This window comes from Albimonas sp., assembly GCF_055129145.1.
Window position 1 is genome coordinate 1 of the sequence record NZ_JBSRTQ010000202.1, and the last position, 6,246, is coordinate 6,246.

The following is a 6,246-nucleotide window of genomic DNA, read 5'->3' on the forward strand; positions in this document are numbered from 1 at the left end:
GCGGGTCGAGGCGGCTCGCCCGCGCGGCGTGGCAGCGGGGGCGCCGGCGACGCCGTCTCCGGACCGGCGAGGTCTGCCCCGTCGCCCCCCGCGCCACGATGCGACGCCGCGCGGGCGCCCCGGGGAAACCGGCGAGACGGCGGGCGCGCGGCTCCCCCCCAACAGGCGGGCCGACGGATTTCCGCCCGCCGGCCCCACCGATGCAGGGCGGGTGCGAACCCGCCTCGGCGCCTGCCTCAGCCCTTGTCGACCACCAGGGTCTTCGCAGCCTCGATCAGAAAACCGGGCAGCGGCTCGGGCCGCCGGATGGCGCCGTCGCAATAGACATGCACGTAGCGGCAGGCGGCGTTGGCCAGCTCCTCGCCCTCGGCGAACAGGGCGAGCCCGTAGGTCAGCGAGGAATTGCCGATCCGGTCCACCCGCATCGCCACCTCGACCCGCTGCGGCCACTTCACCTCGGCGTAGAAGGTGCACTGGGTGTCGGCGACGATGCCGATGCAGGGCCCGGCGGGGAGGATCAGTTTCGGGACCTCCATCAGCCATTCGTTCACGGCCGAGTCGAAATATTCATAATAAACTACATTATTCATATGCAGGTACTGGTCGTTGTCCCTCAGCCGCGTGGTCATCGGCACGAAGCGCACGTAGTCGGCGCGGGAGGGGCGCGGGGTTTTCATCGGGGCGTTTTCCTCGGATGGGGTTGGCGGGGCCGGCGGCGGCGTCTGCGGCGCGCCTGCCGGCCTGGAGATTCGCATGGACGCGCGGGCGGACATACCCGCGCGAATGCATCCTCCAACGCCCCCCGTCCGGGAGCAAGCCCCCCGCCCGCCTTCAAGCCCCGCCGCGGCCCTGGCCCTGTCCGCTTCCCTGCGCACGCGCCGCCGCGGCTTTCGCCGTCGCGCCCCGCGCGCTATCACCCCCCGCAAGCCGCCGCGTCAGCAACCACCCGGAGCCGCCGATGATCCGCGCCATCCTGTTCGACAAGGACGGAACCCTGCTCGACTTCGACGCCTCCTGGCGCGGCCTCGTGCAGGACCTGCTGGAAGAGCTGGTTCCCGGCGCCGAGCCGCATCGCGCCGCCTTGCGCAACCGGATGTCGGAGATCGCGGGGCTCGACCCGGTCTCGGGCCGGTTCCGGGCGGGGTCCCCGATCGTGGCGGGCTCGACGGCGGAGGTGGCGGCGCTCTGGGCCGCCGAGATCCCGGGCGGCGACGCCCGCCGGATCGAGCGGCAGGCCAACCAACGCGCGGCGCAGACCCAGGACGCCGGCCCCCATCCCGCCGCGCCCGACATGGCGGGCCTGATGGCGGGGTTCCGCGCCCGCGGTCTCGCGCTCGGCATCGCCACCCATGACGCCGAGGCCCCGGCCCGCGCCCATATGGCGGCGCTCGGCATCGCCGACCAGTTCGACTTCTTCGCCGGCTACGACAGCGGCCACGGGCTGAAGCCGGGGCCGGGCATGGTGCTGGCCTTCGCGCGCGCCGTGGGCGTGGCCCCGGCGGAGATCGCGATGATCGGCGACAGCCTGCACGATCTCGGCGCCGGTCGCGCGGCAGGGGCGGGGCTGGTGGTGGGCGTGCTGACCGGGCCGGCCGATCGCGAGACGCTGGCCCCCCATGCCGACCACGTCATCGCCTCCATCGCCGACCTGCCGGCGCTGCTGCGCTGAGACTCCCCCCGTTTTCACCTGCCTGGGCCGGGCCGCGCAACAGCCGCCCCCGTCACGCTCGAAGACATGGGCGCCACCCGGATATCGGGCCAGATGCGCCGGCGCCGGCGATGGCGCATCATGACCTGCTGACCGCAGGATATCGCGGAAATCGTCGACGACAGCGCCCGCACCGGCGCCCGGATCCTGCACATCATCGCCTTCGAGGGCGAAATCCGCACCCGCCAGGAACGCGGGCCAGGAACGCGGCGACGTGCTGCCGGGAACCGACGGGCGCGCCGCCCCGAGGCCCTGAACACGCCCCAGACCCCGAACCAACCCCCGAACACGAAAGCGCCGCACAGCGAAACGCCGGAGGCGCTCCTCTTCATGTCCGGCGCCGCGGGGCGAACCCGTCTTTCCCACCCGGCCCAGGATGCGTCGCGCCGGTTAGGTCAACTCCTGTGCGTCTCGCGTCCGCTCCGCGCGTCTCGCGCCGCAGCGGGCGGAGCGGTCAATCGGCGATCTTCGCCGCCGCGTCGGCGGCCGCCCCGTCCACCCCCGGCGCCAGCGAGCCCAGCGCCGAGGTCATGCCGACCAGCGCTCCCTCCGCCGGGCGCCGATCGGGTTCGGAGCGGAAGCCCGGATGCCCCGGCTGGTCGCTGACCGTGGCGAGCCATTCGCGCGACGGCGCTTCGGCCAGACGGGTGACGGGGGTGTTGGAGACGCTGGACGGCGCGGCCTTGGCCGCATCCGCTTCTTCGCGCAGCACAATGGTCAGCTCGGCGCCCTTGCAGTCGTCGCCCTGGGCCACGCAGTAGCTGAGCCGCTGCGGCCCGACGCAGCCGGCGCCATCATACAGCACCTGGCCGTCGCGTCGGTAGGCGACCCCGCAGCCCGGCGCCGCGACAATAAGCATGCGCCGCCCGTCATCCCGGGAGGCGCCGCGGTCGTTCGCGGTCACGTCGATCATGTAAGCGCCGCCGGCGGCCGCGGAGACCACGTCGTCCCGGGGTTCGAAGCCGGGTCCGACGCCGAGGTTTCCGAAAATTTCGCCGCGCTGCGCGACTGCGCCAAGCGCGACGGTCAGGACGATCCCGGTAAGGATCGTCATCAGTCTGTCGTCACCACGCACGCCAAAACACTCCAAACCAGGCAACACCACACGAACGCTCTAGACACTCTGTGAGGTTACCGGAGCGACAGAGCCAAGACCAGAAGATTGCTCATGAAATCTTCAGGAACCGCCTGGCAGCGCAGCGATTGCCCTTGCCGCGCGCTCCGGGGTAGGCTGTCGCCGGCGTGGCGGCGAACCTGACTGCGCCCTCTCATAATGCGCGGAGATTCCAATGAAATTCGGTCTTGGCCAGCCCATTCGCCGCAAGGAGGACGCTCGGTTCCTGCGAGGCGAGGGGCGCTATCTGGACGATCTCAGCCTGCCTGGCGACCTTTGCGCCTATGTGTTCCGCTCGACCACCGGACATGGGCGAATCGCCGCGCTGGACGTGACCGAGGCCCGCGAGGCCCCCGGCGTCAAACTTGTCTGGACCTATGCCGAGATCGAAGGCCGCATCCATCCGCTGACCAACGACTTCCCGATGGAATCGACCGGCGCCGAGCCGGTGAAGCCGGTGACCATGCCGCATCTCGCGTCGGGCGCCGTGCGCTTCGCCGGCCAGCCGGTGGCCTTCGTCGTGGCCGAGACGCTGGCCCAGGCCCGCGACGCCGCCGAGATGATCGAATTCGACGTCGACGAATCCCCCGTGGTCATCGACGGCGCCGCGGCGCTGGAGGCCGGCGCGCCCGAGCTGCATTCCGAAGCGCCCGGCAACCTCGCCTACACCTGGTCGGTCGGCGACAAGGCCGCCACCGACGCCGTCTTCGCCGCCGCCGCCCGCACCGTCTCGGTGGAGGTGATCAACCAGCGCGTGGTCGTCGCCTCGATGGAGCCGCGGGCCTGCCGGGCCGAGTGGCTCGCCGAGGACGCCCGCTGGTCGATCTTCGCCGGCACGCAAGGCTCGCACAACCTGCGCGGCAAGCTTGCCCGTCAGCTCGGCGTCGACCCGCAGACCATCCGCGTGCAGACCCCCGATGTCGGCGGCGGCTTCGGCATGAAGCTGCAGGCCCATCCCGAGGACGCGCTGGTGACGCTCGCCGCCCGCGAACTCGGCCGCCCGGTGCGCTGGACCGCGGATCGGTCCGAGGCCTTCCTCTCCGACGCGCAGGCCCGCGACCTGCGCACCTGGGCCGAAGGCGCTTTCGACGAGACCGGCCGCGTGCTGGCGATGCGGATGCGCTCGGTGTCCAATCTCGGCGCCTATTACTCGACCTTCGGCGCGGCGATTCACTCGTTCTTCTCGTCGCCGATCACCGGGGGCATGTATGACGTGCCGGTGTTCTGGCACGAGACCCGCGGCGCCTTCACCAACACCACTCCCACGGACGCCTATCGCGGCGCCGGGCGCCCGGAGATGATCCACATCACCGAACAGCTCATGGAGGAGGCGGCCCTCGAATTCGGTATGGACCGGGCCGAATTCCGTCGCCTGAACCTGATCACCCCCGCCCAGATCCCCTACACCACCCATGGCGGCTGCGTGTTCGACTCGGCCGATCCGGGCCGCAACCTCGACGACGCGCTGGCCGCCTCCGACTGGGCCGGCTTCCCCGCGCGGCGGGCCGAGGCCGAATCGCGCGGCAAGCTGCTGGGCACGGCCGTGGTCTATTATTTCGAGCGCACCGGCGGCGGACCGCAGGAGCGGGCGATTCTCGACGTGCTGCCCGAGGGCAAAGTCCGCACCGCCGTCGGCACCCAGTCCACCGGCCAGGGGCACGAAACCGTCTGGGCCCAGGTGATCCACGACAAGCTGGGCGTCAGCCTCGACCAGGTCGAGCTGCTGGCCGGCGATTCGGACCTGCTGGAGACCGGCGGCGGCACCGGCGGTTCCCGCTCGCTGATCATGGCGAGCCGCGTCTTCATCCAGGCCGCCGACCAGATCATCGAAAAGGGCATGGACGGCGCCGCCGAGCTGCTGGAGGCCGCCGTCGGCGATATCGAATATTCCGTGGAGGAGGGCGGCCGCTTCCGCATCAAGGGCACCGACAAGTCGGTGACCCTGTTCGAAGTGGCCGGCCAGATGAACGGCCTGCAGGGCCAGGGCGGCGTCGACGAGCGCACCGCCACCTTCCCCAACGGCTGCCATGTGGCGGAGATGGAGGTCGACCCCGAGACCGGCGAATCGCACCTCACCCGCTACACCATCGTCGACGATTTCGGCGTGGTGGTGAATCCGCTGCTGGTCGAGGGCCAGGTCCATGGCGGAATCGCGCAAGGAGCGGGCCAGGCGATGGGCGAGACCATGGCCTGGGACCCCGAGACCGCGCAGCCGCTTTCGGCCAGCTTCATGGACTACCAGATGCCCCGGGCCGCGGATTTCCCGGAATTCTCGTTCAAGCTCAACGAGGTGCGCTGCACCACCAACCCGCTCGGCGTGAAGGGCTGCGGCGAGGCCGGCTGCGTCGGCGGCATTCCCGCGATCTCGCTCGCCATGCAGGACGCGCTGCGCACGCGGGGCGTGACCATTGCGACGCCGCCCTTCACCCCGCAGCGGGTGTGGAAAGCGCTTCAGGCCGCCTGAGCGGGGCGTTCAGCGAAGAAGAAGGGCGCCGTCCCGGCCGGGACGGCGCCCTTTTCTCTGTCGTGCCGCGTCTCTCGATCCATGTCTCGCGCCGGCGAATTCACCCGGCGGGTTCGGCGGGCGCGGGGGGCGGGGCGTCGTGGCTCGATGCCTCGCCCCCTGCGTCCGGAAGCGCCCCCGCCGGCAGGCGCCGGCGGCCTGCGTGGAAGCCTCAGCCCCGCGCCGGCATCCGCAGCTGGAAGGCGTTGCCGCCGGCCACGCGCCGTTCGGACACCCACATCGCCTCTTCGCAGACCTGGGCCGCGCCGCGATGCGGATCGCCGTCGGCGACCAGCTCGAAGTTCAGGGCGCCGCCCTCGTCGGTCAGCACCAGCAAGGCCAGCGGCCCGCCGCCGGCGAAGCAGCCCGCCGCCACCCGCACGCCTTCGGCCAGGCGCCCCGCGGCGGCCCCCGCCTCGCAGGCCGGCAGCCCGGCGCGGGCCAGAGCCGCCCCCGCCCAGTCCGCCGCCTTCGCAGCCGCGTCGGCGCCGCAGTCGATAAAGATAAGATCACGCATCTCACGTTTCCCACTACACCAGTTCCCACCGGCACTCCCATGTCACCTGCGAGGTAAATGAGGCGGAAAGCCGACCCCCTCCGGGCGACATTGAAATTCCAAACATTTTAAATGAAGGATGAGTCAACAGGGCGCCTCGCGCGCCACAGCTCCGCGCCGCGTCATCCGACGCGAAACCCTCGTCCGCGTGTCGACGCCGCCACGGGTTCTCAACTTCCTCGAGGCAGAATGCGTCCATGACCTCGCTTCACGAGCCCGATGCCGGCGACCGCGACGCGCCTCGCCCCACCTGCCGAGGGAATCGCGGCAGGGCGCCGGACCAGGGCGCCGCCGTCGGTTCCGCACCGGCGAACGACATGCCGCCCGCCTCCGCCCCCGCCCCTCCGCTCTGGCCCGGCGGCCCT

At 71.4% G+C, this 6,246-nt stretch carries 5 protein-coding genes; 2 read left to right on the forward strand and 3 right to left on the reverse strand.

What is annotated here, in order from left to right; all coding sequences use genetic code 11:
• Positions 1 to 236 precede the first annotated feature (236 nt).
• Entirely contained in the window at positions 237 to 677 is a 441-nt protein-coding gene (locus ACTB72_RS19970; RefSeq protein ID WP_463038776.1) for an acyl-CoA thioesterase, read from the reverse strand.
• A 281-nt stretch (positions 678 to 958) separates the two neighbouring features.
• Here ACTB72_RS19970 and ACTB72_RS19975 point away from each other — a divergent pair, with 281 nt between their 5' ends.
• Positions 959 to 1,669, forward strand: a complete 711-nt coding sequence (locus ACTB72_RS19975; RefSeq protein ID WP_463038777.1) for an HAD family hydrolase — start codon at positions 959 to 961, stop codon at positions 1,667 to 1,669.
• A gap of 493 nt (positions 1,670 to 2,162) precedes the next feature.
• On the opposite strand, the gene ACTB72_RS19980 is transcribed toward ACTB72_RS19975, so the two are convergent.
• Entirely contained in the window at positions 2,163 to 2,762 is a 600-nt protein-coding gene (locus ACTB72_RS19980) for a hypothetical protein (protein ID WP_463038778.1), read from the reverse strand.
• Positions 2,763 to 2,997: 235 nt separating this feature from the next.
• On the opposite strand from ACTB72_RS19980, the gene ACTB72_RS19985 reads away from it, so the two are divergent.
• Positions 2,998 to 5,286, forward strand: a complete 2,289-nt coding sequence (locus ACTB72_RS19985; RefSeq protein ID WP_463038779.1) for a xanthine dehydrogenase family protein molybdopterin-binding subunit — start codon at positions 2,998 to 3,000, stop codon at positions 5,284 to 5,286.
• Positions 5,287 to 5,497: 211 nt separating this feature from the next.
• On the opposite strand, the gene ACTB72_RS19990 is transcribed toward ACTB72_RS19985, so the two are convergent.
• Entirely contained in the window at positions 5,498 to 5,842 is a 345-nt protein-coding gene (locus ACTB72_RS19990) for a hypothetical protein (protein ID WP_463038780.1), read from the reverse strand.
• Positions 5,843 to 6,246 lie beyond the last annotated feature (404 nt).

Coding starts and splice junctions, on each gene's coding strand:
- ACTB72_RS19990 (WP_463038780.1), bottom strand. CDS start 5,842: ATGCGTGATCTTATCTTTATCGACTGCGGCGCCGACGCGGCTGCGAAG.
- ACTB72_RS19975 (WP_463038777.1), top strand. CDS start 959: ATGATCCGCGCCATCCTGTTCGACAAGGACGGAACCCTGCTCGACTTC.
- ACTB72_RS19985 (WP_463038779.1), top strand. CDS start 2,998: ATGAAATTCGGTCTTGGCCAGCCCATTCGCCGCAAGGAGGACGCTCGG.
- ACTB72_RS19970 (WP_463038776.1), bottom strand. CDS start 677: ATGAAAACCCCGCGCCCCTCCCGCGCCGACTACGTGCGCTTCGTGCCG.
- ACTB72_RS19980 (WP_463038778.1), bottom strand. CDS start 2,762: ATGACGATCCTTACCGGGATCGTCCTGACCGTCGCGCTTGGCGCAGTC.